This window comes from Pelagicoccus enzymogenes, from assembly GCF_014803405.1.
Classification (GTDB): domain Bacteria; phylum Verrucomicrobiota; class Verrucomicrobiia; order Opitutales; family Opitutaceae; genus Pelagicoccus; species Pelagicoccus enzymogenes.
Map to the genome: position 1 here is coordinate 336,239 of NZ_JACYFG010000002.1, position 22,577 is coordinate 358,815.

Annotated in this window: 23 protein-coding genes and 1 tRNA gene; 8 read left to right on the forward strand and 16 right to left on the reverse strand. The window is 57.3% G+C overall.

Annotated features, from left to right (window positions below):
* Window positions 1-61: 61 nt before the first annotated feature.
* Together IEN85_RS01120 and trpA are read right to left on the reverse strand one after the other, a co-directional pair.
* Complete coding sequence (locus IEN85_RS01120; protein ID WP_191615221.1) at window positions 62-487, reverse strand: DUF6941 family protein; 426 nt, start codon at window positions 485-487, stop codon at window positions 62-64.
* Window positions 488-548: 61 nt separating this feature from the next.
* Window positions 549-1,391: a tryptophan synthase subunit alpha gene (gene trpA / locus IEN85_RS01125; RefSeq protein ID WP_224772382.1), complete on the reverse strand. Its 843-nt coding sequence runs from the start codon at window positions 1,389-1,391 to the stop codon at window positions 549-551.
* Between the two features lie 144 nt (window positions 1,392-1,535).
* Between trpA and IEN85_RS01130 the strand changes: the two genes are divergently transcribed.
* On the forward strand, window positions 1,536-1,937 hold the full coding sequence (locus IEN85_RS01130) for a bacteriohemerythrin (RefSeq protein ID WP_191615222.1): 402 nt from the start codon (window positions 1,536-1,538) through the stop codon (window positions 1,935-1,937).
* A gap of 469 nt (window positions 1,938-2,406) precedes the next feature.
* Here IEN85_RS01130 and IEN85_RS01135 read toward each other — a convergent pair.
* Window positions 2,407-2,483 (reverse strand) — tRNA-His (locus tag IEN85_RS01135).
* 389 nt (window positions 2,484-2,872) lie between these two features.
* Here IEN85_RS01135 and IEN85_RS01140 point away from each other — a divergent pair.
* Together IEN85_RS01140 and IEN85_RS01145 are read left to right on the forward strand one after the other, a co-directional pair.
* Window positions 2,873-4,084 (forward strand): MFS transporter, encoded by a 1,212-nt coding sequence (locus IEN85_RS01140; RefSeq protein ID WP_191615223.1) that lies wholly within the window; start codon window positions 2,873-2,875, stop codon window positions 4,082-4,084.
* Window positions 4,085-4,198: 114 nt separating this feature from the next.
* On the forward strand, window positions 4,199-4,630 hold the full coding sequence (locus tag IEN85_RS01145) for a VanZ family protein (protein WP_191615224.1): 432 nt from the start codon (window positions 4,199-4,201) through the stop codon (window positions 4,628-4,630).
* On the opposite strand, the gene IEN85_RS01150 is transcribed toward IEN85_RS01145, so the two are convergent.
* Together IEN85_RS01150 and IEN85_RS01155 are read right to left on the reverse strand one after the other, a co-directional pair.
* Window positions 4,601-5,476: a DMT family transporter gene (locus IEN85_RS01150; RefSeq protein ID WP_191615225.1), complete on the reverse strand. Its 876-nt coding sequence runs from the start codon at window positions 5,474-5,476 to the stop codon at window positions 4,601-4,603. The genes IEN85_RS01145 and IEN85_RS01150 overlap by 30 nt on opposite strands.
* Window positions 5,477-5,608: 132 nt before the next feature.
* A complete protein-coding gene (locus tag IEN85_RS01155; protein WP_191615226.1) occupies window positions 5,609-6,892 on the reverse strand; it encodes an O-acetylhomoserine aminocarboxypropyltransferase/cysteine synthase family protein in 1,284 nt (427 codons plus the stop codon).
* Between the two features lie 196 nt (window positions 6,893-7,088).
* Here IEN85_RS01155 and IEN85_RS01160 point away from each other — a divergent pair, with 196 nt between their 5' ends.
* Window positions 7,089-8,468 (forward strand): MATE family efflux transporter, encoded by a 1,380-nt coding sequence (locus IEN85_RS01160; RefSeq protein ID WP_191615227.1) that lies wholly within the window; start codon window positions 7,089-7,091, stop codon window positions 8,466-8,468.
* A gap of 99 nt (window positions 8,469-8,567) precedes the next feature.
* Here IEN85_RS01160 and IEN85_RS01165 read toward each other — a convergent pair whose 3' ends face one another.
* The 3 genes from IEN85_RS01165 to IEN85_RS01175 all read right to left on the reverse strand — a co-directional run bounded on the left by IEN85_RS01165 (window position 8,568) and on the right by IEN85_RS01175 (window position 11,343).
* Window positions 8,568-9,932, reverse strand: coding sequence for an OmpP1/FadL family transporter (locus IEN85_RS01165; RefSeq protein ID WP_191615228.1), 1,365 nt, complete (start codon window positions 9,930-9,932; stop codon window positions 8,568-8,570).
* A gap of 131 nt (window positions 9,933-10,063) precedes the next feature.
* Complete coding sequence (locus IEN85_RS01170) at window positions 10,064-10,966, reverse strand: 3-methyladenine DNA glycosylase (RefSeq protein WP_191615229.1); 903 nt, start codon at window positions 10,964-10,966, stop codon at window positions 10,064-10,066.
* Complete coding sequence (locus tag IEN85_RS01175) at window positions 10,942-11,343, reverse strand: phnA protein (protein ID WP_191615230.1); 402 nt, start codon at window positions 11,341-11,343, stop codon at window positions 10,942-10,944. Before IEN85_RS01175 ends, IEN85_RS01170 begins: the two co-directional genes overlap by 25 nt.
* Before the next feature lie 583 nt (window positions 11,344-11,926).
* Here IEN85_RS01175 and IEN85_RS01180 point away from each other — a divergent pair.
* Both IEN85_RS01180 and pdxH read left to right on the forward strand, forming a co-directional pair.
* Window positions 11,927-12,178 carry a hypothetical protein gene (locus tag IEN85_RS01180; RefSeq protein WP_191615231.1) on the forward strand — a complete coding sequence of 84 codons (252 nt, stop codon included), beginning with the start codon at window positions 11,927-11,929 and terminating at the stop codon, window positions 12,176-12,178.
* 99 nt (window positions 12,179-12,277) lie between these two features.
* Entirely contained in the window at window positions 12,278-12,919 is a 642-nt protein-coding gene (gene pdxH / locus IEN85_RS01185; RefSeq protein WP_191615232.1) for a pyridoxamine 5'-phosphate oxidase, read from the forward strand.
* Between the two features lie 46 nt (window positions 12,920-12,965).
* On the opposite strand, the gene IEN85_RS01190 is transcribed toward pdxH, so the two are convergent.
* Together IEN85_RS01190 and IEN85_RS01195 are read right to left on the reverse strand one after the other, a co-directional pair.
* On the reverse strand, window positions 12,966-13,766 hold the full coding sequence (locus IEN85_RS01190) for a DNA-formamidopyrimidine glycosylase family protein (RefSeq protein WP_191615233.1): 801 nt from the start codon (window positions 13,764-13,766) through the stop codon (window positions 12,966-12,968).
* A complete protein-coding gene (locus IEN85_RS01195; protein WP_191615234.1) occupies window positions 13,766-14,932 on the reverse strand; it encodes a M24 family metallopeptidase in 1,167 nt (388 codons plus the stop codon). Before IEN85_RS01195 ends, IEN85_RS01190 begins: the two co-directional genes overlap by 1 nt.
* A 255-nt stretch (window positions 14,933-15,187) precedes the next feature.
* Between IEN85_RS01195 and IEN85_RS01200 the strand changes: the two genes are divergently transcribed.
* Window positions 15,188-16,153: a VPDSG-CTERM sorting domain-containing protein gene (locus IEN85_RS01200; RefSeq protein WP_191615235.1), complete on the forward strand. Its 966-nt coding sequence runs from the start codon at window positions 15,188-15,190 to the stop codon at window positions 16,151-16,153.
* A gap of 72 nt (window positions 16,154-16,225) precedes the next feature.
* On the opposite strand, the gene IEN85_RS01205 is transcribed toward IEN85_RS01200, so the two are convergent.
* Both IEN85_RS01205 and IEN85_RS01210 read right to left on the reverse strand, forming a co-directional pair.
* Window positions 16,226-17,029 carry an Hsp33 family molecular chaperone HslO gene (locus IEN85_RS01205; protein ID WP_191615236.1) on the reverse strand — a complete coding sequence of 268 codons (804 nt, stop codon included), beginning with the start codon at window positions 17,027-17,029 and terminating at the stop codon, window positions 16,226-16,228.
* A gap of 84 nt (window positions 17,030-17,113) precedes the next feature.
* On the reverse strand, window positions 17,114-17,959 hold the full coding sequence (locus tag IEN85_RS01210) for a hypothetical protein (RefSeq protein WP_191615237.1): 846 nt from the start codon (window positions 17,957-17,959) through the stop codon (window positions 17,114-17,116).
* 216 nt (window positions 17,960-18,175) lie between these two features.
* On the opposite strand from IEN85_RS01210, the gene IEN85_RS01215 reads away from it, so the two are divergent.
* Window positions 18,176-18,880 carry a hypothetical protein gene (locus IEN85_RS01215; RefSeq protein ID WP_191615238.1) on the forward strand — a complete coding sequence of 235 codons (705 nt, stop codon included), beginning with the start codon at window positions 18,176-18,178 and terminating at the stop codon, window positions 18,878-18,880.
* Between the two features lie 24 nt (window positions 18,881-18,904).
* Here IEN85_RS01215 and IEN85_RS01220 read toward each other — a convergent pair whose 3' ends face one another.
* The 4 genes from IEN85_RS01220 to pstB form a co-directional block, all read right to left on the reverse strand.
* Window positions 18,905-19,993: a tetratricopeptide repeat protein gene (locus tag IEN85_RS01220; RefSeq protein ID WP_191615239.1), complete on the reverse strand. Its 1,089-nt coding sequence runs from the start codon at window positions 19,991-19,993 to the stop codon at window positions 18,905-18,907.
* Window positions 19,994-20,091: 98 nt separating this feature from the next.
* Window positions 20,092-20,934, reverse strand: a complete 843-nt coding sequence (locus IEN85_RS01225; protein WP_191615240.1) for a class I SAM-dependent methyltransferase — start codon at window positions 20,932-20,934, stop codon at window positions 20,092-20,094.
* A gap of 61 nt (window positions 20,935-20,995) precedes the next feature.
* Window positions 20,996-21,664 carry a phosphate signaling complex protein PhoU gene (gene phoU / locus IEN85_RS01230; protein WP_191615241.1) on the reverse strand — a complete coding sequence of 223 codons (669 nt, stop codon included), beginning with the start codon at window positions 21,662-21,664 and terminating at the stop codon, window positions 20,996-20,998.
* 101 nt (window positions 21,665-21,765) lie between these two features.
* Window positions 21,766-22,548, reverse strand: coding sequence for a phosphate ABC transporter ATP-binding protein PstB (gene pstB / locus IEN85_RS01235; protein WP_191615353.1), 783 nt, complete (start codon window positions 22,546-22,548; stop codon window positions 21,766-21,768).
* Between the last annotated feature and the right edge of the window lie 29 nt (window positions 22,549-22,577).

Sequence of the window (22,577 nt, forward strand, 5' to 3'; positions counted from 1 at the left end):
CGCCGCGCTGCGGCATTCGACGCATGGCGCAAAAGCTAGATGACATGAGGGCGGGTGTCATCTAGTTTTCCATAGAACCGCGCATGCGATTACGCTTCTGCGTCTGCGCCACCAAGAGCGGGATGCTGCTGCGAACTTCGCCATCCACGAGGAGTCGGATGTCATAGGTTCCAAAATGCGGGAACCTCATCCCGTTGATGTTGAGCACCAAATTGTGGGCGCCGCTCGTCCGCCCTGCATGGATCTTCACGTCCACCTTCGCAGACATGGTGGGACCGACGACCTGGCCTTCATGGTCCTCGAATCGAATTTCAATCGCGTGCTCACCGGTTTCAGCCGCATCGAAACGCATGCGAACCGCCAAAGAGCAGCGATCCCTTTTGACCGGAGCCGATAAGGCGGCGATCCCTTCGAAGGCGCCAAGGATATTTAGCCTGCCACCGTAGTCGGTCGCAGCGTCGCAGATGGTGAAAATCTCAACAAACATCGAAGAATTACGCTAGGCTAGCCAAGGAAAAACGCAACGCCCCGAGTTCTAGCCGCTGCAACTAGCGAACTTTGGTACCTGCCACCAAGTCGCTCACCAGCTCCCCCATGCGAGACGTGATCGCCGCAGTGTCGCCCAAGTTGTCCTTGATCGTATTCACGATCGCGCTACCAACAACGACTCCGTCCGCGAGCTCGCAAATGGTCTTAACTTGCTCCCGCTTAGAAACGCCAAATCCCACCACCAAGGGCTTGTCCGTCGCTTCGCGAATCATTCCCACCATCTCGTTCAAGTCGTCCGCCAAATCCTCGCGCACGCCGGTCACGCCGGTACGGGAAACGTAGTAGATGAATCCGGTCGCATGCTTGGCGATGAAGCCCACGCGAGCGGCCGGAGTCGTCGGAGCGATCAAGAAAACCGTTTTCATGCCATGCTTCTCGCAGGATGCCATGTGATCCTCCGCCTCCTCGGGCGGCAGGTCCAGCACCAGCAACCCATCCACCCCAGCAGCCTTCGCATCGGCGATATATTGGTCCAAGCCATTGCTGAACATTAAGTTGTAGTAGGTGTAGAAAACGATGGGAACCTCGTCGTTCTCCTTGCGGATATTGCGGACCAGCTGAAAAACGTCCGCTTGCGTGGTGCCCGCTTCCAGCGCTCGCTGCGCCGCCAACTGGTTGGTCAAGCCATCGGCCAAGGGATCCGAAAACGGTACGCCCAGCTCCATCACATCGACGCCACTTTTGATCAAGGTGCGACAAACCTCCAGAGAGGTATCGATGTCCGGGTCGCCAGCGCAGACGTAGGAAACGAAGGCGGAACGCCCTTCTGACTTAGCTTTGGAAAATGCAGACTCGATACGGTTCATCGCCCAAGCCATGGAGAACCCGTCGAGAGAGGTCAAGCGCCTGGCCAGGCCCTGCCCGCATTAAGTCTGGATCGGAGCTTTGCCCCCGAGTTCCTTGCCGGCTAAGCTCAACAACGCGGTAAGATTACCGCCCAGTACCCCGTTGACATCAGATCGTGCTGTAATAGACGAAACCACGGGATGAGATGGAAAGAGGAATACGCCACTGGCATCGCCTCCGTCGATGATCAGCACAAGATGATCTTCAAGATGGCTAAGGACTTTAACGATGCGCTCGTTGAAGGCCAAGGGGAACGGGTCTACGGTATCCTGCTAAGATTTTTGAGCCAATACGTTAAAAAGCACTTCGAAGTAGAGGAGCAGTGCATGGCCAAATACAACTGCCCGAAGGCGCAGGAAAACATCGACGCTCATCGAGCCTTCGAGGACGTGCTGCTCCAATATTCCGAACAGTACGAGAAAGTCGGCTACACCTACGAGGACGCGAGCCAACTCATGCGGACGATTGAGAAGTGGCTCAGCAACCACATCTGCAAAATCGACCGCCACCTCAGAGATCGCCCACGTCGAGCGAGCGCCTAGTCTCGCGCTAGGCCCCAAAGGGCGCAGCCAAAACATCGACAGGGCGCTCTCGCTGCCCAGACGACACGAAGCGTGTCCCTCCTGTTCGATCGCCCAGGAGAGAACAGTGAACGTGTCGCTTCGGCGCCAGCCAGTCCGCAGTGCAGGATAGCTCCCTGCGGCAAGGTAGAATGAAGCCCCGTTCGCTGCCGCTCACCGAACGCGGCTTCGCCGGTTCAAGTCCTACGCCCTCGGATTCCGGGCACAAAAAAAGCCGAGACTACGAGAGCTCGGCTTTTCTCAGGATGGGGTGATAAACCGGATTGGCTCGCGAGGCCTACGGCTTCGTCTCGGGGCTGCCGCCCTCGCTCCTGCGTCGCGCCCCGTTCGCTGCCGCTCACCGAACGCGGCTTCGCCGGTTCAAGTCCTCCGTCCTCGGATTCCGGGCACAAAAAAAGCCGAGACTACGAGAGCTCGGCTTTTCTCAGGATGGGGTGATAAACCGGACTCGAACCGGCGACCCCCGGAATCACAATCCGGTGCTCTAACCAACTGAGCTACTACCACCATCCTAAAAAAGAGGAGCACTAAGTTTCATCGGGTCCCCCCTTTGTCAATGATTTTAGCGAGGAATTTTGATCATTCGCGCGATCCCCCGCCATACCCATTCTAACGAAAATTGACGCAACCTTGCGCTCCATTCCCTCACCCGATGGGGTGATCTGGACGAACTAGTAGATCGTCTAGTGTCTTAGTTGTGGACACTTACACAATTTTCATAATCGTGTGACTCCTCGCCGCAGCCAACGCGTCAGAGCTCCCAGCTGAGCGACGCTCCCCAACTGCAGCGATTTCCCCCGTTAAACGAAATGATCAGCTGCCCCAGTCCCTACCTGACCTAAGCGAATCGCTGAATCGATCCCTCAACAGAACCTAACTACGTCGAGCATTCAACTATGAGTAATGTAAATCCCTCCAAACTGTTCACCGCGAGCTGTCTCGCTTTGATCGTGACAGCGATGACCTTCGCTATCCGAGCCGGCATCCTTTCCGAACTTGCTACTGATTTCGGCCTGTCCGACACCCAATTGGGTTGGGTGAACTCCATGGCATTCCTCGGCTTTCCAGTGGCCATGATGATTCTCGGGTTGGCCTACAACTACCTTGGCGCCCGTAACCTCATGATCATCGCTTTCGTCGGTCACCTCGCCGGCTTGCTGCTCACCATCTACGCTGGCGGTTTCTGGAGCTTGCTCATCTCAACCTTCCTCATCGGCTTCGCGAACGGTTCTGTCGAGGCAGCGTGTAACCCGCTCATCGCGGACATGTATCCGAAAAACCAGACGACCATGCTCAACCGCTTCCACGTCTGGTTCCCCGGCGGGATCGTGATCGGAGCCTTAGCCTCCAAGTTCATGACCGACGCGTCGCTTGGCTGGCAGCTGCAAATCGCGATCATGCTGGTCCCGACTATCATCTACGGTATCTACGTCTTCACCCAAGCCTTCCCTGCTTCGGAGAACATCGAGACGAACACCGGCACCAACATCAAGTCGCTCTTCTCCCCTCTCTACATTTTCATGATCCTCTGCATGTTCATGACTGCCATTTCCGAATTCGGCCCACAACAATGGGTCGGCCGCCTCCTTTCCGAGAGTGGAGCTTCGCCTATGATCATCCTCGCGCTTGGCACCGGCCTCATGGCTCTCGGTCGCCAATTCGCTGGCCCGATCGTCCACAAGCTGAACCCCATCGGCGTATTGCTGCTATCTTCGATCATCACCTGCCTTGGCATCTACCTCCTCAGCACCGCAACGGGCAGCGTCATCTACCTAGCGACCGCAGTCTTCGCGCTGGGCGTCTGCTACTACTGGCCAACCATGATCGGCTTCATCGGCGAATACCAGCCCAAGACGGGAGCTCTCGGCATGTCCCTCATGGGTGGCGCCGGTATGTTCTCTGTCAGCGTCTGGAATCCGATAATCGGGAGCTGGATCGACACGGCACGCGCAGAGGCGACAGCAGCCGGTATCCCTGCGGAGGAAATTGAACTGGCAGCAGGCCAGGCAACCCTCGGAAACATGATGCTTTTCCCAGGTATCCTGATCGTGGCCTTCGCCATCCTCTTCGCACTGCGCGGCAAGGTGCAAAAAGCTGCAGTAGTCTGAGGAAGTTAAACCCAGATTTCTTCGAACAAAGCCCTTCGCTCCCCGAGCGAAGGGCTTTTTGTTGTCGCGACATAAGCTTGCCAGAGATACCGGAAAGCTTGCTCAATTCGCAACATGTCAAAACGGCGGATCATCACCCTTGCAGCCACCTGCTGCGCCATCGCCTTTCTCGTATTCACGGTTTGGATCATCCACGAAGCCAATATCGGCCGGGACAACATCCTGTTCAAGACGGTGAGGGCGACCCCCTACGGCGACAAGATAGGGCATTTCTTCCTCGCAGGCATCCTGACCCTGACCGCCAACTTCCTCTTTCGCCACCGATGCTGGCGCCTCGCTCGGCTATCGGTTCCCTACGGCTCGATCCTCATCCTCGCAATTGCCATCATCGAGGAAGCCAGCCAATACTTCCTGCCCACTCGGTCCTTGGACATCTACGACGCCCTCGCAAACTTCGCGGGCATCCTAGCCTTTTCCGTTCCCGCGATCCTTTGGCCGCGCCCAGCCAAGAGCGAGCTAGCCGACCACCGACAGGATCGCCGCTAGCAGGAGCACCGACCCGACAAGTCGCCTCAGCAGCACCCCACGGCTCAGTCGCTGTTCCTCGTTAGAGAACCAGTGGCCAATCCACCAAACGAGCAACACGCTCCAGATCCCTCGCGAACTGTACAAGATGTTCACCACCGTCGCCTTGCCGTAAGTGCTGAGGACAAAGGCCATCAATCCAGCCTGTACCGCCATCAAGACAGCACCAGCTCCCATCCACTTCCAAGTAGAGCGGCTGATGCTGCTCATGTTGGACTTAAACAGCGGCACCAAGCCGAAGGAGCACAGCATCACGCCGGTAAACATTCCAGCCACCATCGTGTGGAAGCCCAATTCAAGCCCTACGGATGCCACCAAGGAGTCCGCCCCCGCAAACCACAAGGCGCTGCCCACGCCCAAGAAAATGGTCAGCGTAACCTTGCCCCGATCTGCGGTGCTCCCGCCTCCCATCAACAAAATCGCTATCGCGCTCAAAAACGCACCCAGCCAAACGGAGGGTTCCAAACGCTCCCCCATCGCGAACGAGACGATCAATGCCACGAATACCGTCTTGGTGCCTAACAAGGGAGTGAGCAAGCTGACGTCCCCTCGATGGATCGCCAGGCAGGTCAGCAGCTGACCTACGAAAAAGGCCACCCCCACCCCCAAAGGTATCAGCAAGGCGCTGGGCGACTCGATCGGTTCCCCAAAAAACCAAAGGGGAAACGCGGCCAAGAACATGGCTAAGTTTGATATGAATGTGGTCCGCCAAGGGCCCACCCCATGAGTGGTCGCTCGCTTCAGGCACAGGGCAGCCAAGGTGTAAACGACGGCGTTCAACAACGGTATCCACTGGTAAGGCTGCATCCAGCGAACACTCGTTCCCGCTTCCTCGAGCGCAAGCCTACAAATCTGTCGGGCTTTGCTGCCTTGGCTCCAAAAAAAGTGCGTCGAGCAAGCTCGACGCACTGGAAATGAACGCAATTAACAGCCCTGCAATCAGGCTCCCGCCGCCGCGATGGCTTGGTCGATGTCGGCGATGATATCCTCGATGTTTTCGATACCCACCGAAAGACGGATCAACTCCGGAGTGATGCCGCCCGCCGCCTGCTGCTCTTCCGATAGCTGGCTGTGAGTGGTAGTCGCGGGATGGATCGCCAAGCTCTTGGCGTCGCCGACGTTGGCGAGGTGGCTGAAGAGCTTCAGCGAGTCGATGAACTTCGAGCCCGCCGCGGCGCCGCCCTTGATGCCGAAGACCACCATGGAACCGCCCTTGCCTTCCAAGTACTTCTGAGCCTTGGCGTAGTTCTCGTTGTCCTCAAGTCCTGGATACTTGACCCATTCCACCGAGTCGCTGGCTTGCAAGTGCTTGGCCACCGCCAAAGCGTTTTCGCAATGCCGCTCCATGCGGAGGTGCAAGGTCTCGATACCCTGCAGGATAATCCAAGCGTTGTCGGGAGAAATACAGGCGCCGAGGTTGCGCAGCGGCACGGTGCGCATGCGGAGGATAAATGCCAGGGCAGCCAGCGGCTCCGGCAAGTCATGTCCCCAACGCAGACCGTGGTAGGATTCGTCGGGTTGATCGTAGAGCGGGAACTTTCCGTTAGCCCAATTGAACTTGCCGGAGTCAACCACGATACCGCCTATTCCCGCGCCGTGGCCGCCCAGCCACTTGGTTAGGGAGTGAACCACGATGTCCGCCCCGTGCTCGATGGGACGCGTCAGGTAGGGCGTCGAGAAGGTCGCGTCCACAATCAGGGGCAAGCCGTTGGCATGAGCGACTTCCGCCCAAGCGGCGATATCCGTAACCTCCAGAGCAGGATTCCCCACCGTCTCGCAGAACACGCCGCGGGTGTTCTCGTCGATGGCCTCGGCGACCTTGGCGGGATCGTTGGCATCGACGAACTTCACGGTGATTCCCAAGTCCGGCAGGATGTTGGCGAACTGAGTGTAGGTACCGCCGTAAAGGTTGTTTGCGGATACGATGTTGTCGCCCGCCTTGGCGATGTTGATGACCGTGTAGAAAATGGCGCTCGTTCCAGAAGCAAGAGCCAAGGCAGCCGCTCCCCCCTCCAAGGCCGCGACCCGCTGCTCGAGCACGTCCTGCGTCGGATTCATGATACGGGTGTAGATGTTGCCCAACTCCTTGAGGGCGAAAAGATTCGCGGCGTGCTCGGTGCTGTTGAAGACGTAGGAGGTCGTACGGTGGACGGAAACGCCACGCGAGTTGGTAGTCGGGTCAGGCTCTTGTCCTGCGTGCAGGCACTTCGTTTCGATATTCATTAAGGGAATAAGCAAGGGTTGATTTAGTAGACTGCCGCCGCGCCTGGCAGCGACAAATCGCGAAAGGCCGGAAGCTTGCCCGAGCTTTCCCCTCCGCACAACAAGGAAACCGCTCGTTTGAAAGCGAGAGGCAAAAAAAGCGGATCTCGTATTTGTCTTCCCAATGGCGATAGATTCCCTAGGTCCCTCTCTCTCAATGTTCACAGGTTTCAAAGCTAGATGGCAGGAGGAGGCCGGCTACCGCCAACTTCTCAAAGTCGCGTTTCCGCTGATCGTCAGCTCGGGCTCGACCTCCCTCATGCTGTTCATCGACCGCATGCTGCTGAGCTGGTACTCGAACGAAGCCATCGCCGCAACCCTGCCTGCTGGACTCCTGCACTGGACGCTGATCTGCCCCTTCTTCGGAATGGCAATGTACACTTCCACCTTCGTGGCCCAATACACTGGGGCCAATCGTCCGGAACGCGTGGGAGCTTCCATCTGGCAAGGCTTGTACCTCTGCTTGATCGGCTCGCTAGCGCTACCCGCGCTTTCCCCTTTGGCAGACGAGTTCTTTGCCTTGGTCGGGCACGCTCCTCGTATCCAAGAAATGGAGTCGAGCTATTTCAAGATCCTCTGCTTCTGCTCCTTCTTCTTCCTTACCAACGCAGTGCTCTCCAGCTTCTACTCCGGACGCGGCAAGTCGTGGACCATCGTTTGGATCAACTTGCTGGCCATGTTCCTCAACACGCTGTTCGACTACGCATGGATCTTCGGACATTGGGGCTTCCCTGAAATGGGCATCCGCGGAGCGGGCTACGCCACCATGGCAAGCTCCTGCATCGGCTCCGCGGTCTACTTCGTGCTAGTGCTCAGCTCGGCCAACGACGCAACCTACTCGACGAAACGATCCTGGAAGCTCGAGGTCGACCTCATCCGCCGCATGATCAAATTCGGCCTGCCAGCGGGCGTGCACTTTTTCTTGGATGTGATCGGTTTCACCATCTTCATCATGCTCATCGGCCGACTCGGCATCGCCGCTTCCGCCGCCACCAACATTGCCCATCAAATACATCTTCTCGGACTGCTGCCGCTGGTCGGTCTAGGGATTGCGAATTCGATATTGGTCGGACAGTACCAAGGGGCCAAGCGCAGCCCCCTCGCCGTCAAGGCAACCTACTCCTCCATCCAGCTGGCAACCGCCTACAACATCGTAGCCGCCTCCTGCTACCTCTTCCTGCCCCTGCTCTTCATCGGCCCCTTCTTCCTGGCCCGACAAGACCCTCCATCCCCCGAATTGGTGGAGCTCATCTCGAACCTGCTCAAGTTCGTAGCCCTCTTCACCTTCTTCGACGCGTTCGTCATCTTGACGAGCGGAACCTTGAAAGGCGCAGGCGACACCAAGTTCGTCATGCGTACCCTCACCCTCACGTCGGTCATTCTCGTGATCGTCCCCACCGTCCTGATCATCGAAGTCTATCGGCTCCCCTTGTACTACGCGTGGAGCATCTTGGCGGTGAACCAGATCTGCCTGAGCATCATTTTCTACCTGCGCTTCCGCAGCGGAAAGTGGAAGGATAACCAAGTGATCGAGTAAACAAATCCAGCAAGGCCAACGCCCCCCCCACAGGACCCGGTTCTGGCCCCTTCCCGGACTCGCCGCCCGCGCAGATTTCGCGAGCTCTTCGACTCGATTCTAAAAGCGCTTGCTCAGGCCCACGCTCAGCAGCGACACGGACGCATCGATCTTGCCGTGGAGTCGTTGTCCCGCTGCGTGGCTGCTGTTGTCGATCATCGGGTCATCCACCAGAATGTTCACGTAAGCGAAATGCAAATCGAGCTGCTTGGTAGCGGCCAGGCTGAGCCCCAATGCGATCCACTTGCGATCCTCGTCGGGTATCCGTGGGGAACGTACATCGTCGTTGGGCACAGGAGACTCGTCATAAGCCAATCCGAAGCGCCCGGTCACCCTATCGTTAAAACGGTAGGAAGCCCCGAGACTGTACTTGTTGACGTCCTCCCAAAGCTCGGGAATCACAGTGGCCGGCGGTGATGGGTTTTCGAATACGATTCGAAGCTCCTGAAATTCGCTCCAGGAGGTCTTGGTTACGTCCGCCATCAGGCTCAGACGCTCGTTTACGTTTCCATAGAAGGATATCGAAAGCGTATCCGGGAGAGTGATATCCACGCCCCCGCCTTGGTCCGCAAAGGCAGGCCCCAGCAGCCCTTCCAGCGCTCCCACGGTAAAGTCAGCTTGACCGCTCAGGGCCAACTCAACCTTCGAACGGTAGTGCACTCCCCAACGCCAGTCATCGTTGATCTCGTAGAGGGCTCCGACGTTGAACCCCCAACCGTCACCGTCGCCCTCCAAGCGAATTCCGCCATCGTACTTGCTGCCGCCAAGGTTCGCTTGCACATCGCCCGCAATGGCCATGGTTTGGGAATTCGAGGGGATACCGCCAGACTGGTATTGGTTCAAGAAAACCAGCCCCATATCGATGGCATTGCTCAGGACCGCATCGGCCTTGACGTAGTCAAGCCCCCCGCCAATCGACAGCTTGTCGTTCACTCGATAGGCCAGCGAGGGATTGACCAAAACCGTCTTCAATTCGGTTCGCCGCGCCACGTAGCGGCCAACCCAATCCTCACCGTAGTCCGTCGTCAGCCCGTAAGGCGCGGAAACGCCCAAACCCCAAACCAAATCGTCGTTGAAGGGAGCCACGTAAAAGAGATTCGGCACCAAGGCCTCCTCCTCGGAAACCGCGTCACTCCCCTGCGTCGGAGCCGCCAAAGTAGTGGAGCCGAAATCCGTAAACGCTGCTTCCGGCAAGATAAGGTGCAGCCCAGCATGCAGCTGAGGCTTTTCGATCAAGGACATGCCCGCGGGATTGAAGTAAACGGTGGAGGCATCTTCGGCCGAGGCCGCTCCTCCCGCATAGGCGTTGCCCAAGCCAGAAACGCTTTGCTCTTGGATGGCAAAGCCGGCGGAAAATCCTGCTGGGGCGAGCACGCTAGCAGCCAGGGCAGCGCAAACGCAGAAGGTCTGGGGACGACATCTCATGAATCAATTTTCGGGACGGGGTTGAGGCGCAGTCGAAGCTCTCAGCGAGACCCACGACGTTTCTGAAGGGATTACATGCCACCTCCCCCTTTTGGCAAGCAGGCGAGGCAATTGTAGTTGCTTTTCGCGGACTATTTACGCCGAGAAAGCACGAAATCGCATTCGCGCATCAGTCGATCAGCCAAAACTTGCCCGGAACGATAAATGCGCTGCTGCTCTTCTCGGTATTCTTCCCGACCCGCTGCCGTTTCTATGTAAATCGGCTTATAGTCGTATTCAGAAAGGTCGTACGGACTTGCACGCATATCGAGCTCTCGAGCTTCAAGAGCTAATTCGAAGCAGGCACGCAAGAGCTCGGAACCCAACCAAGGGCTGCCCTTGTAGGTCCATCGATAGAGGTCCATGTTGAAGTGGATACAGCCAAACTGCTCGTTCTCCTCCCTACCTTCCGCTTCAGGTGTCAGTTCGTTTAATGGTCGGGCCGCTGGCGTGAAGAAGCGAAATGCGTCCCAATGCGAGCAGCGTATCGGACTTCCTTCCACGACCTTTGCCACTTCTTCCGGACTGAGGCGAAGCGGTGTGGTTTCATGGCGAATTTCCTTTGCCTTGTAGACCATCGCCCATTCGTGCAGACCGAAGCAATTGAAGCGTGGCGGACGAGACTTCGCTGCTTGAATCAGAGAACGTACCCAGCAGATGCGCTCCCTGACATTTTCCTCCAACCGATCAAGATTCAAACCGATACCGTATTCGGTCTCGTGATACCGATCGTCTTCCAAAAAGCCGCGAGCGGCATCGCCTCTCAGAAACTGGAATGCAGCGGGACGCCAGCGACGCAGCGTGGTTCGGTTGGTTTGATAGTAAGCGAAAAGGAAATCGTGTACCGGATGCTTTTGCCGGCTGTCTCGACGCTTGCGGTAGGCATCGATGTAGGGACCGACTCCCTCCTCGTGAGCAGCAGCCAGCGACTTCCATTCTGTTTCTTCGAGAACCTGTATTTGGTCCTCAACTACAAAACTTGCTTGGCGATCCACTCCTCAACCTCCTCCTCGAAAAAAACGTCATCAAGCGCTTCCCTCGCCCAAAGTTCCGTCTTACCCAAACGATCCAGGACGCGAGCCGCTACAACTTGTACGGCAGGTACTTCGCTCCAAACCGACTGAGCGGCGCAACGCCAATGAGACGCATCGATTCGCTTCGGATTCTCAAGCTGCTCCCGGCAGAGGTCGCAGGCAAAAAGGCAAGTATCGACCCGAGGTTCGTCCTCTTCCGGCGGAACGGGGTACGGACGCAAGGAGACTCCCGAGGCCTCGCAAAGTTCGCACTTCGATCCTGAGCGACGCGTTAGGTCTTTGCCGAGAGCGCTGAGCTGCGCCTGCTTGGCTTGGTGCTTTTCAAGTCCTTTTGCCATGGTAGTCGATAAAACCCTATACAATGCCCGCCCAATCGAACTCTGGCAACCTTTTGCAGGCTCAGCGTTCGAAAAGGTGGACGAATCCTGCGACGCAGCCGAGGTCACAAGAGTTCCAACAGCGCTGTCGCTCGATTAAGAGCTGCCCCAAAACGGCTGCGATTCCTAGGAATCGCTCCTTCTTTCGGATGCCGCCAAGACACCGCAAGCCGACTTAGCGCCGGATACTAAGAGTCCGCCCCCAATGCCGAGGGCTCGCTATTTACGATCTTTTAAGAACAAGCCCCGCAAAACGACGCAGATGCCCTATCAACAAGCCAAGAGTCAAGGGATCCTCTGGCCCACACCCCGGACAACACCCCAGACGATTGAGCGATTTCGGAAAACTCCCCAGCGCCTCCCCTCTATGCGCTTACTGCGCCAATAGAGACTTCCCTCTAGTGGCAGTGAATTCTGTTGCGGCATTCGCTTAACCTGATTCAACATGCCTATCCTTTCCACAAGGAACCGGTAGCCGCTCGGATTCACGACCTCCGCCCCTATCGGACCCAGCCGACCGAAAAGCAACTACCAACAACGACTGATGGACCCGATCAATTCGAATCCCTTTTTCAATTCCGCTCGCCTCTACCAGAATCAGCAGCCGCAGCAGAAGCCGAATCCATCCGTCGACAACGCATTCGCCACCTCCGAACTGAGGAACAGCCAGACGCCGCCGGCCGAGAACGCAGCCTACTCGAACCTCTTCGACGACGACGCCCTCCTGAAACTGCAAAGCAACCTCGAAGCCATCGCCCAGATGGCCGAGCAGTCGCTCAAGCGGATCGACAGCTGAACAGCCTTCGCACACCGAGCCATTGAAATTTGCCGCGGGCGCTGAGGTTTCCCGGCAAAAGCATTGCACATCGCTCACGCGGCGGTAGACCCTTCTCGCATGGCAGATCTTGGCGATTTGAGAGAAGAATACGGTCACGATTCACTGAGCGAAGACTCGGTTCATCCAAATCCGGTCGAGCAGTTTCGAATCTGGTTCGATCACGCCGTCGACAAGAAGATCCCCGAGCCCAACGCCATGAGCTTGGCGACTGTAGACGAGACGGGCCAACCTTGGCAGCGAACCGTGCTGCTGAAGGCCTATGACGACAAAGGCTTCGTCTTCTACACCAACTACGAAAGCCGCAAAGGCAAGCAACTGGCCCACAACCCCAAGACCTGCGTCCTTTTTCCTTGGATACAACTGGAGCGTCAGGTGATCGTCACCGGCTCGGTCGAACGCGTCTCCACCAGCGAGTCCCTCAAGTACTTCGCAAGCCGGCCCTTCGGCAGCCGCCTAGGCGCTTGGGTTTCGCAACAGAGCTCCGTGGTATCCTCCCGCTCCATCTTGCTCGCTAAGTTCGAGGAGATGAAGAACAAGTTCAAAGACGGCGACGTTCCTCTACCTTCCTTTTGGGGCGGCTACCGCATCGTTCCGGACACCATCGAGTTCTGGCTGGGCGGAAAGTCGAGAATTCACGACCGTATCTTCTACCGCAAGGCCAGCGACGGTAGCTGGACCATCGAACGCCTCGCCCCTTGATACCTAGTTGGGTCGGCCGTTCCGCGGGCGACAAAGCGACCTCCCACTACCGCTGCACCTCGGGCGACCAACAGGTCGTTCGCCCTGCAACCGTCTCCCGCTTGAGCGGCAGTTTCGACTTCGGGCAAATTCCACCATCCTTCCAGCGGTGCGTGAACAACCAGCTTTTCGGTGGATCGCTGTAGTCCTTGCCGATGATTCGCAGCGATTCGCGACAAACCCAGCGGAGCTCCCGGTAGAGCGCGTCGCGTTCAGCTTGGCTCAAGCTTCCCAATCGCCGGTCCGGCCTCAAGCGAGCCCGCCACAGGATCTCGTCCGCCATCCAGTTTCCAACGCCGGGAAACAATTCCTGCTGCAGCAAGAGCCCTTTGAGCACCGCCTTTTCCCTTCGCTTCAAAACGCTTTCGAAACGCTCGCTCGTGAAAGCGACATCGTGCGGCTCCGGGGGCAAGGCCTCCCACCAATCAGGCAGCTTGCCACCTTCCGTTTCGTGCAAGGCAAGCTTTCCAAACTGACGCGGATCGCGAAACAACAAGGTTGACGCTTCGCTTTTCAACGCAAGGTGGTCGTGCTTTCGCTCCTCGTAATCGACATCCATCCGATGCAGCGAGCCCGTCATTCCAAGATGCACCTCCAGGAAGCAACTACCCGAAAACGCGAACAGCATGCGCTTTCCATGGGTGTATCCAGAGAGCAATGTCGAAGACGAAAGCTTACCCGCAAGCGCCTCGGAGGCCAAACCTCTGGCGCAGCGAGTCTTGTCGTGCAACCAAGCCAAGCGGAAGCGCTCGCCTTGGGCCGCTTTCCAATGCGAACTATGGTAATAAACTTCCGCGAGTTCAGGCACTATTTCAGCTGCCAGCGGTAATGGTACTTGCTCAGCAGCTCGGGACCTTCGTCCCGCACCGCAACCACGTCCTCGATGCGGCAACCGCCAACCCCAGGATAATAAAGCCCTGGCTCAACCGTCACCACCGCGTTTCGTTTCAGCTTGTTGGATACAATAGAAACGCGAGGCGCTTCATGCACCTCTAGCCCAAGTCCATGTCCAGTTCCATGGATGAAGCCTTCCGCCCCATTTTCGCTGCGACGGGTTTCGTATCCCAAGCGGGAAAAGGTTTCCACTACGGAACCGTGCACGTCCTTTCCGTTCACGCCCGTCTTCACTTTTTGAATCGCATCCTGCTGGGCCTTGAAAACCGCGTCCACAATTCCTTTTTGAGCCTCGTTGGCTTTGCCTTTGAGGAAGGTTCTCGTCATGTCGCCGTGGTATCCAGTTTTGGATACGCGTGGAAATACGTCCACGATAATCAGCTCGTTAGCCCGCAGGGGGCCATGTCCGGCGCAATGAGGGTCGCAAGCTTGGTCTCCACCCGCCGCGATCGTATCCATGGAGAGCGAACCAGCCTCCAAACACGCGACTTCAATGATTCCACGAAGCCGTTCGGAGCTAAGGACCTTGCCGCCCAAGTAAAGCTTGCCCTTCTTGATCACGCTCTGGCGAATCGCCTTTTCGGCCGCTCGAATGCCCGTAGCGCTGCAGCGGTTCCCTTCGCGGATCATGGCGATTTCTTCTTCGCTCTTTTTCTCGCGGCTGGGAAACAAAGTGCCTTCGCACACGTCGAGCTTCACCCCCATCTCCACCAAGCGGAATGCCAGCGAGCTTGGGAAGTCGCCCGGCACCTTGAAGCTCTCGATCTCGAACTCTTCCGCCAAAGTCGCCACCAACTCTGCGTATCCCACTTTCGCTCGCTGGAACTTTTCCCGCGCCATCTCCAGCCAGAGTTCCAGTTGCAACACCTCGTCGAAACGCGATTCCTTCAAGGCCCGGGCGTACTCCAACTGGTTGAGCACCGCATACCAATTGCGGCCTTTCTTGAAGGAGACAAAAGCATCCGGGACCGTGAAGCCCCCCACGTAAAGCTGGTCAGCGCTCTTCTGCGTATCCGCAAAAAGCAATGGGGAGGCGGGAGCCTTCTTGGCTCGCTTGGCAGTGGCTTTCTTCTTTGGCATGCGCACATGGAAGGCGGGCAAACTGAAATTGTAAATGTCCGAGTGCAGACGCGCCCCAAGCTCAACGCAAATAGTACTCAGACAGAAACTCTGACCTGCCAGCGCCAGATTCAGGTAGGAGCTAATCTAGCAGCCGCCAAAGTTAACGATAGGGACTATTATTCATTTTGCCACATTCCGGAGGGTTTACCCTTGATTAACAATCGAGTTCTGCCGATGGGGCTATCAACAAAAGCCGCAACTCGCTCGAGCACCATGAACAGCCTCCAACGAATCGTCAAAGCCTCCGCCCTCGCTTGCGGAATCACCTTATCCATCGCGTCACTGCACGCCATCAACGTAAATCTCGACGAAGCCGGCGGCTACAACCTCGTCACATGGGGCGACGCAACCTTGAAGAATTCGGATACCGAAGGACGCGTAGCAGTAGGCGGAAACGCCACCTTCGGCTCCTACTCTGTGGGCTACTCCAGTACAGCTGGCGATCCTGCGCGAGCCCAGCTGACGGTGGGCGGAAACCTCGACGGCTCCGGCGGCGGACAGGTGTACAACGGCAGCATCTACGTTGGCGGAAACTACACCAGCCCCGGATACAACCTTCACTCGGCCGCCGGCTCCACCACCCAGTCGAACCTCGGCAAAGGCAACCTGCCTTTCAACTTCGACGCAGCCCAAGCCGCCCTCCTTACCAAATCCACCGACTGGGGCGCCCTCAGCGCAACCGGCTCCTCAACGACGCAATGGGGAACCCTGACGCTGGAAGGCAACGAGGACGGGCTGAACATCTTCAATATCGACGCCGCCACCCTCGCCGCAGCTCACACTTTCGAAATTTTCGTGCCCACCGGAGCAAAAGCCTTGATCAACGTTTCGGGCGCCGTTGCCGAGATGAGCAACATGGGGTTCTTCGGAACCCACACCGCCCCAAAGACCCTCTTCAACTTCTTCGAAGCCACTCAACTCGACATGGTGGGCATCGGGGTAACCGGCTCCATCCTCGCCCCTCTAGCCGACCTCACCTTCACGAGCGGCAACGTCGACGGTCAGGTGATCGTCAACTCCTTCCAAGGCGCCCAATGGGGCAGCGGAGAGATGCACGACGTGATCTTCGAGGGCGACCCCAATTCCCCAGCGCCCATTCCTGACACTGGATCCACGCTCGCCCTCATAGCGACCGCCCTCGTAGGCATCGTAGCCGTCTCCAGAAAGCTGAAAGGGTAACGCTGATTTTTGGGTGGAACGTCCGCTCCGCGGCCGTCGGCTCCTTCGATCCTTGCTCCACCCGCTCAGCGCCTACTTGGCCTTGTCCGCCACGTAGGCCTCCATCATTTCTCGGGAAACACGGTGCTTGGCCGCGCAGCGCGGGCAATTGACCTCGATCAATTCCTCGCCGAGGAAAAGGTCCTCTGGGTCGCTCTGGAAAGGAGCCGACAAGGCCCCCAGAATCCGCTCCTGGTTGCAACCGCAATGCCAACGCACGAAACGCGTTTCGAGGTCCACCACCTCCTCGGTCTCCTCGATGCGGCGAATGTCTTCCAGGGTCACTGATTCGAACCAATTTTCGTCATAGTCCGGGTGAGCGGCCAAGATGGCGAATTCGTCAGGCGCCAATTGGAAAAAGCGAGCCGGACGCTGTTCGCTGAACTTGTAGAACTCCTCCACGGCGTGGATCAAGTCGGGGCCGTTGAAACCGACGATCGAGCGATGCGGTTCGCGGTTGCGACGCACGACATCCTGGTAGAAAACGTTCTCCTCCGCCTGCTTCACCCCCTCAGTGTAAATACGTCCGGTCACGTCACCCGTACCCGTGTCCCCGGCTAGAAATAGGTTATGCAGCGGCTGCTGGAAATTCACCGTCCACGCCAAAATGTCGTTCCTCGGACGTGAAATGCAGTGCAAGCTGAACAACGCGATCGCGCTCTTCAGTCGCTCATCGAACTCCGGAGTCAACGAAAGGGCATTGTCTTTCTGGTGCAGGTAATAGTCGACGTAGAGCTGGCTGAAGTTGGCCCTCGCGTACAGCAAGTTGCGACCGCGCACGAAGCGCGACTTGATGGCAAGGAGCTCCGATTCGTCTGAAGGCAGATTATCTGGCATTCCACGGTATTGGGCAATCCACGCGCAGATCTCAAGCCCCAGAAATCGAATCCTCAAATTCCCGCGAATCGCCTGCTCCCGCCCCTACTCGGCCGTTGGCTGGGCCACCTGCTTGCGCAAGCGCTGGGCCGCTTCCACGAATTCTACAAACCGCTCATGTCGCGGAGCAGAGCGAACCAATTCGTCGTAGGCCAGCAACGCCCGCTCGTACTCTCCGATCTCTTCACCTAGCGAGGCGATCCGCTCCAGCACTTCGATGCGGATGGACCCAACCGGGATTCCCAAACGATAGGCCTCCACCATGTGCTCGTAGGCGAGCTGCGAATCCAGCTCGAAACCGAAGTAGGCCTCGCCCATGATGCGGTGCACGTTTTGCCGTAGCTCCGGAATGGAAATGTCCGATACAATCGGCTCCAAATTTTGGATACGCTGCCAAACGCCATCCCCGCTCCCATCGTCGTCGTAGATGTGCAGCGTCGCGTACTTTACGAACGCCATCTGTCCGAAAAACCGCTGGGGCCAGCGTTCATAAAGCTTCCAATAAAGCTTCTTCGCTTCCGCAATGTCCTGCTCGTAAGGGTTGGACTGAGTGATGCGAGCGTTGTAGTAGGCGGAAGCCAGGCCAATGGCGTCGCTGTCGTTGTCCGCGATGATCAAGCGAAAGATCCGCTGGGCCACCTGGTAAGGTTTCTCTCCCTCCTCCACGGGCACCTTTCCGTGCAAGGTATCGAGAGCCGTGGTGTAGAGCGACAAACGCTTGTTCTCCTTTCCAATGGAACGGAGGCGATTGAACTCGGTCGAGCGATCGCTGTAGACCAGCATGACCTCCTGCTCCCATATCGGGCGTTCCTCCTCCTGCCCGCCTGCTCCCGTCCCACAGCAAAGAAGGAGAATGCACAAAACGAGACGCGAAGGGGTAAGGGTGTTCATGATAAGTCGAGAAGCGTAAGGGGCAAAGCTAGTCAGTATCCTCGGTCCAAATCTGCAAACGCGCAACCCAGGATTCAATTCCTGGTCTCAACTCTTTCTACGAAGCCAAAAAGCAAGCGGATTCCCTGAATGCTTGCTAAAAGCGAGAGTCTGGGAATACTCAATCCCTACCCCACTGCTTGCTGCCCAACGCAACCTCGACCCTTCGTCCCACGAATGCTAAGAAAACGCCTCGCTCAGTTCCTTGTCCTCGGTCTCCTTCTCTCCTTCCTCTCAGGTTGCGTCTACCTGAGGCTGCTCCGTTTCAAAAACCAGCTGCACGACTTCGACAAGCACGTGGTCGTCGAGCTGGACAAGGGCCTATCCCTAAAGTTTCCCGAACCGGTGGTGAGAGACGAGGACTTCGTCTTCATCACCGAATCCGAACCCAGCAGCATCGTCGAAGTCTCCCAGAGCCCCCGGATAGAAGACTGGGACTGGCGTTTCGAGAAGCAGATGCAAACCGAGGACGGCACCCCTTTCAGCATCATTTTCCGCACCCGCTTCCAAGACGGCCTGCTCACCCAAATCGATTTCGACGAAAAGCTGCTGGAGGCGATCCCTGAAGATTTCATCGTGGAGCTCTTCCGCAGCCTCGGGAAGGCCAAGATCAACAAGCTGCGCAAAAGCGCCACCGCCGCCATGAGCCGGGATACCTTGGACGGGGTGCCGCTTCCGACCTTGGCAGACATTTCCGTGGTCATGGGTCAGCCCACCGACAAGGACAACAAAGACAAGCGCCGCCTCTGGCACTACGTCTTCAACTTCTACAACCCCAAGAACAAGGACTTGTCCGGCCAGTTCGCCATCGTTTTCCAGAGCGATTCCGAAAGCCTCGACCATGAAATTGCCGGTTTCGAACTCACCGGCAAAGCCCGCTAATGGGTCTCGTTGCAGGCCCGCTGGTTACTTGATGCGCAACAACTGGCGGAAGGCGGTGATCGCCCCTTCTACGCCCAAGTCTCTGGCTAGCGACAGCCCCTTCTGGTATTGAGCCGCCGCCTCCTGGGTGCGATCGAGCGCTTCCAGCATGCGGCCATAGAAAACATAAGCGTCAAGGTAGTTGGGGTTCTCCTCCAGCAGGGACTTGAAGGTCGTTTCCGCTTCCTCGTACTCGCCGAGCTGGTTGAGAAAATTAGCGAGCGCCAAGAGCGATTCATTGTTCTTCGGCTCGACTTCCAAAGCGCTGCGGATGCTGCGAACCGCTCGGCTCAAACGCCCTGACTCGGATTCAGCGTATGCATAAAGCTGATACGCATGTACGAGCACCTTTTTCACGCTTTGCGAATCCGGATGCTCCTCCAGCAAATCCTCCAAGAACCTCACCCCGTCCCGGTGCTCGCCCTGCGAGAGCATAAGATCGCCTTTCATGAGGTAGACTTCGAGAATCTCCGTGTCCTTGGCTATCAGGTCTTCTACGATTTTTGAGGATTCCTCCCATTTTTTCTGCAAGCGGTAAGCATCGGCTAGATGGTAGCGATAGGACTCCTTTTCCGGCGAAAGCTGGATGACCTTCTTGAGATTCGAGATCGCCGCGTAAGGCTTGTCGAGGCCGATGTAGGCCTTGCCAATTTCATAGGTTAGCAATTCCGAATCGGGAAACTTCTCGAGGCCTAGGGCGAGGGCGTTCACTGCATGCTCAGGCCCTCCTACGATCTGCATGACCCGCGCGACCTTCACGAAAAGCTCCTCGCTCCCCCCGAACTCCTGAATGGCCTTCTCGAAAACGAGAATCGCCCTTTGGGCGTCTCCACCTTGCAAATACAAGTCACCGATTTGATCCAGCTTCTCCAAGCTCGCGCCGTTTTCTTCCACGTCCTTCAGCAAGGCGGCAATCTTGGCGACCAAGGCTTCGCGATCCGAAGGGTCCGCTGCCGAGGAACGTTCCTGAGCAGCCGCGCTGTCCGGAGAAACCGCCGCATCCTGAGCGGAGCTGGAAAAACTGATGGAAGCGCCGAGAATGGCGCACAGGGGTAGGAACAAAGATGACTTCATTGAAATTCAAGAAAGGTATTGGGGCTAGCTACACTGGCTAATGCAAGCGAGCTTAGGCAAGGTTTTCTGCGGCGCTTTCTACCAGCCCAGCCTCCAAACTAAAAGCGCCGCACCAAGGTGCTGCAGCTTAGGGCGGCAAACAGGCTGCGCCGCGAAAGCCCTTCGCAATAAGAGTACGGAAACAATTCCCATTCATCCCGCAAGCCTCGCCCTAGCAAGTCCCACTGGTATCCAAATCCCGCCTTCCTCGCCCCCTCAAGCGCAAGGGAGCGAATCTCGCTGTTCGGGCGAAAAAAAACGTAGCGGCCAAGGTAGTCGAAAAACTCCTCGCAAAACCCATGCAGCGTGCTGCCGCGAGAGCGGCGGTAATGCGGAAACTTGCCGATTCGCAAGCGACTCCAGGATCTTAGCCAGCGCAACAAGCCATCGCGATCTACCCGATGGGCCCAAGGGACGCCGCAATGCGGTTCGACCAACGACTCTTTCGAAGGGTAAAAGTGTACACTACTCCCTCCCTGCCGCAGCACCCTAAGCTCTTGGGCGAAAAAAGCCCCTAGGTCCTTCACGTGCTCGAGCACTTGGTTGGAAATCGCGAGGTCAAAGAAGCTTTCCTCGAAGGGCCAAGGATCACCCGCTGCAGCAAAGCGAACGCGGTCGTCCCAAGCCACCTCCCTCACAGCACGGGAAAGGCGATCAATCAAGCTCTCCGCAAAACCGGGAATTCCCGCCCGATGGTCGTAGACCTCGAAGCCGTAGATCTGCAGCTCCGGTAGCGAAGCTGCAGAGCGCGACCAATGCTCAGCTAGGTCGATCATGAGCTGGCCATGGCCACAACCGATGTCCAGGACGCGAATCGGCGGATGCCTGCGACTCAAACCCGCCCCGATTCCCTTTAACTCGGCGAGAGCTGCAGAAAGCAAATGGACATGAGCGGACTTCATTCGCCGCTCACAGTGCAGCGAAGCCGCAGCTGCGGTAAAGCCTGAACTCCGCGGGCTACTGCTACTTTTTCTCGGCAATCACTTCCTTGAGCGATTGCGTGGTCAGGAGGTAGTACACCTCCTCCGCGATGTTCTGGGCATGGTCCGCGATGCGTTCCATCGACTTGGAGATAAAAACCATCTCGGTGGCGAAATCGACCAAGGCCGTGTTGTCCTTCATGAGGCCAAGGAAATAGCGGAAGTTCTCGCGATTGAGCGAGTCCACTTCCTTGTCCCGCTCGGAGATGGCGATCGCTCGGCTGGAATCTTCGTCGATGAAGCAATGCAGCGCATCCTTGAGCATGCCTACCGCCAGCTCGCACATGCGCGGCAGTCGGCCCAGATCGTCAATGGAGCGACCTGTCTTGAGAATCTTGGCCGTGCGCTTGGCGATACTGGTCGCCTCATCCCCCACTCGCTCCAAGTCATGGCTGGCCTTGATCGCTACGAAGAGCAGGCGAAGGTCGCGGGCAACCGGCGCGCGCAAACCGATGTAGCGAGCAACCTCGTCATCGATCTGTTTTTCGATCTCGTCGATGCGATCGTCCGCCGCCCGTACTTTCTGAGCGGTCGCTAGGTCAGAGTCGAGCATCGCGCGCATCGCGAGGTTGACGTTGGCGATGGCCTTTTCGCCCATCAGCATGAGATGGGACCTAACGTCTTCTAACTCTTCGTGGAAATAGCGCTTCATAAATCAGTATACGAGAAATGGGAGCCCCCAAGGGGTACTCGACTTCTAGAGGACAGTGAAAGTTGGAGGAGGATGGAGAATCGGAGTTTCAATCAGGCCGATCAACCGAAACGACCCGAGATGTAGGCTTCGGTCTGCTCGTTCTTCGGGCTCATGAAGATCTGGTCCGTTTTGGCCATTTCGATGAGCTTGCCCAAGTAGAAGAATGCCGTTTTGTCGGAAACGCGAGCCGCCTGCTGCATATTGTGGGTCACGATCACGATGGTGTACTCGCTCTTCAGGGAGTGAATCAACTCTTCCACCTTGGCGGTTGCCACGGGATCGAGCGCCGAACACGGCTCGTCCATGAGGAGGATGTCCGGCTCGACCGCGAGGGCGCGGGCGATGCAAAGGCGTTGCTGCTGGCCACCGGAAAGGCTGAGGCCGCTGGTATCCAAACGATCCTTCACTTCGTCCCAGAGAGCAGCTCCCTTGAGGCAGCGCTCAACCGCTTCGTCCAAGGTGGACTTCTTGTTGATGCCTTGGATGCGCAAGCCGTAGATCACGTTTTCGTAGATCGACTTCGGGAAGGGGTTCGACTTCTGGAAAACCATGCCGACGCGCTTGCGGAGCTCGATGGTATCGACGCGCGGATCGTAAATGTCGGCGCCGTTGACCTCGATCTTGCCGCGACCGATGCGGGCCACTTCGACGAGGTCGTTCATGCGGTTGATGCAACGAAGCAAGGTGCTCTTGCCGCAACCGGACGGGCCGATGAACGCGGTGACCTCGTTCTCCCGCATATCCATGTTGATATCGAAGAGAGCCTGCTTCTCCCCGTAATAGAAGTCGAAATCGGAGACGCGAATGAGCGGGCGTTTGGGTTCAGGCTTTTCGTTGGCCATGGACGAAGTAGTCTTGGGAGAAGTAGTTA

What these genes read in the sequence shown, in the direction of transcription:
- IEN85_RS01120 (WP_191615221.1), bottom strand. Translation starts at nt 487, where the DNA reads ATGTTTGTTGAGATTTTCACCATCTGCGACGCTGCGACCGACTACGGT.
- IEN85_RS01130 (WP_191615222.1), top strand. Translation starts at nt 1,536, where the DNA reads ATGAGATGGAAAGAGGAATACGCCACTGGCATCGCCTCCGTCGATGAT.
- IEN85_RS01140 (WP_191615223.1), top strand. Translation starts at nt 2,873, where the DNA reads ATGAGTAATGTAAATCCCTCCAAACTGTTCACCGCGAGCTGTCTCGCT.
- IEN85_RS01145 (WP_191615224.1), top strand. Translation starts at nt 4,199, where the DNA reads ATGTCAAAACGGCGGATCATCACCCTTGCAGCCACCTGCTGCGCCATC.
- IEN85_RS01150 (WP_191615225.1), bottom strand. Translation starts at nt 5,476, where the DNA reads ATGCAGCCTTACCAGTGGATACCGTTGTTGAACGCCGTCGTTTACACC.
- IEN85_RS01155 (WP_191615226.1), bottom strand. Translation starts at nt 6,892, where the DNA reads ATGAATATCGAAACGAAGTGCCTGCACGCAGGACAAGAGCCTGACCCG.
- IEN85_RS01160 (WP_191615227.1), top strand. Translation starts at nt 7,089, where the DNA reads ATGTTCACAGGTTTCAAAGCTAGATGGCAGGAGGAGGCCGGCTACCGC.
- IEN85_RS01165 (WP_191615228.1), bottom strand. Translation starts at nt 9,932, where the DNA reads ATGAGATGTCGTCCCCAGACCTTCTGCGTTTGCGCTGCCCTGGCTGCT.
- IEN85_RS01175 (WP_191615230.1), bottom strand. Translation starts at nt 11,343, where the DNA reads ATGGCAAAAGGACTTGAAAAGCACCAAGCCAAGCAGGCGCAGCTCAGC.
- IEN85_RS01180 (WP_191615231.1), top strand. Translation starts at nt 11,927, where the DNA reads ATGGACCCGATCAATTCGAATCCCTTTTTCAATTCCGCTCGCCTCTAC.
- pdxH (WP_191615232.1), top strand. Translation starts at nt 12,278, where the DNA reads ATGGCAGATCTTGGCGATTTGAGAGAAGAATACGGTCACGATTCACTG.
- IEN85_RS01195 (WP_191615234.1), bottom strand. Translation starts at nt 14,932, where the DNA reads ATGCCAAAGAAGAAAGCCACTGCCAAGCGAGCCAAGAAGGCTCCCGCC.
- IEN85_RS01200 (WP_191615235.1), top strand. Translation starts at nt 15,188, where the DNA reads ATGAACAGCCTCCAACGAATCGTCAAAGCCTCCGCCCTCGCTTGCGGA.
- IEN85_RS01205 (WP_191615236.1), bottom strand. Translation starts at nt 17,029, where the DNA reads ATGCCAGATAATCTGCCTTCAGACGAATCGGAGCTCCTTGCCATCAAG.
- IEN85_RS01210 (WP_191615237.1), bottom strand. Translation starts at nt 17,959, where the DNA reads ATGAACACCCTTACCCCTTCGCGTCTCGTTTTGTGCATTCTCCTTCTT.
- IEN85_RS01215 (WP_191615238.1), top strand. Translation starts at nt 18,176, where the DNA reads ATGCTAAGAAAACGCCTCGCTCAGTTCCTTGTCCTCGGTCTCCTTCTC.
- IEN85_RS01220 (WP_191615239.1), bottom strand. Translation starts at nt 19,993, where the DNA reads ATGAAGTCATCTTTGTTCCTACCCCTGTGCGCCATTCTCGGCGCTTCC.
- IEN85_RS01225 (WP_191615240.1), bottom strand. Translation starts at nt 20,934, where the DNA reads ATGAAGTCCGCTCATGTCCATTTGCTTTCTGCAGCTCTCGCCGAGTTA.
- phoU (WP_191615241.1), bottom strand. Translation starts at nt 21,664, where the DNA reads ATGAAGCGCTATTTCCACGAAGAGTTAGAAGACGTTAGGTCCCATCTC.
- pstB (WP_191615353.1), bottom strand. Translation starts at nt 22,548, where the DNA reads ATGGCCAACGAAAAGCCTGAACCCAAACGCCCGCTCATTCGCGTCTCC.